Genomic DNA, 1,444 nt, shown 5'->3' on the forward strand with positions numbered 1-1,444 from the left:
TGCTCCGGCAGAATGCTTCAAGCTAACCAGGAAAGGCTCTAGAGGTCGAACGCTTCCTTCAGTCCCTGTCCCTTGCGCTCCCGTAGATCGAGGTCGGCCTCGATATGCGCGATGTGATGCAACATGAGATGACAGGCGCGGTCAAGATCCTTGGCTTCGATCGCCGAGACGATATCGCCATGCTCGTTATGGCCGCAGCTCGATATGGTGGACTGGCCGTAGAGCGCGATGACAAGCGAGGAGCGGGCGACGAGTTCTTCCATGAAGCGCTGCATGATTGTATTGCCGGAGATGGCGGCGAGCGTCAGGTGGAAATCGCCGGATGCCTTGATTTCGGCGCGCCGGGCCGTCTGGCCGCGCTCGCTTATCAGGCGGCTTTCTTCCAGCAGCAGTTGCCGCAGGTGCTGGATCTCTGACGTCTTGATCCTGGCCGCCGCCTCGCGCAAGATGCCGGGCTCGATCAGCCGGCGCGCGGCGAAGATCTGGCGGGCCTCGTCAGGCGAAGGGTAGGCCACGAAGGCGCCGCGGTTTTTTTCGACGCTGACAAGCCCCTCATAGGAAAGGGCCTGCAGGGCCGCGCGCGCCAGTGTGCGGCTGACGTTAAAGAGATTGCCGACATCGCTTTCCGACAGCTTGGTTCCCGGCGACAGGCGGCGCTCGACGATCGCGTCGCGAATGGCGTCGCGAATCTGCTGCGCGCCGGTCTCTGTAGGCTCTTCGGTCGTCAGAAGCGCATTGGCTGCGGAGTTCATGAGGCGGGATGTCCTGTGATCGGCCGATGATAGCCATATTCAGCCGAAAAGTTAAACGGAATTTGCGAGCAATGCAGCGGTCAAATTGTATACGATTGTTTGCGTAAATTGCAGACGAAAGCCTATTTCATGTGCAGACATATCCACGGATTGAATTTTAGTCATTTGGATGTTTCCGAGAAAATTCAATATTCGTAATGACTTGATGCGTTGCAGCAGAAACTGGCACGGCGAATGCATCGTATTCCTCGAACAGGGGAAGACACGATGTCGAAAGCGGCAGAGATCGATATAGCATCCGTTTCGAAGGTATATGGCGCCACCACCGCCGTGCACGCAATCAGCCTGAAGATACCGGCTGGTTCCTATTGCTGCTTCCTGGGGCCGTCGGGCTGCGGCAAGACGTCGACGCTTCGGATGATTGCCGGGCACGAGAGCATTTCGTCGGGCGATATCCGCCTCGGCAACACCGTCGTCACCGATTTTCCGCCGGCCAAGCGCGGCACGGCGATGATGTTCCAGTCCTACGCGCTTTTCCCGCATCTCGACCTGATCGACAATGTCGCCTTCAGCCTGAAGATGAAGGGCGTCGAGAAGGAAGAGCGCCGCGCCAAGGCGCTGGAGATGCTGAAGTTGATGCAGATGGAGGCCTATGCCAACAGGCGACCGGCCCAGCTTTCCGGCGGCCAGCA

2 protein-coding genes are annotated in these 1,444 nt (G+C 58.7%); one reads left to right on the forward strand and one right to left on the reverse strand.

Annotation, left to right across the window (positions count from 1 at the left end; all coding sequences use genetic code 11):
* Positions 1-38 precede the first annotated feature (38 nt).
* On the reverse strand, positions 39-752 hold the full coding sequence (locus B3605_RS16040; RefSeq protein WP_296435019.1) for a GntR family transcriptional regulator: 714 nt from the start codon (positions 750-752) through the stop codon (positions 39-41).
* 267 nt (positions 753-1,019) lie between these two features.
* Here B3605_RS16040 and B3605_RS16045 point away from each other — a divergent pair.
* Positions 1,020-1,444: ABC transporter ATP-binding protein (locus B3605_RS16045; RefSeq protein ID WP_296435020.1), on the forward strand; the 425-nt coding region annotated here is incomplete at its 3' end.

Origin of the sequence: Rhizobium sp. UBA1881 (assembly GCF_002338015.1) — a bacterium.
Lineage (GTDB): Bacteria > Pseudomonadota > Alphaproteobacteria > Rhizobiales > Rhizobiaceae > Rhizobium.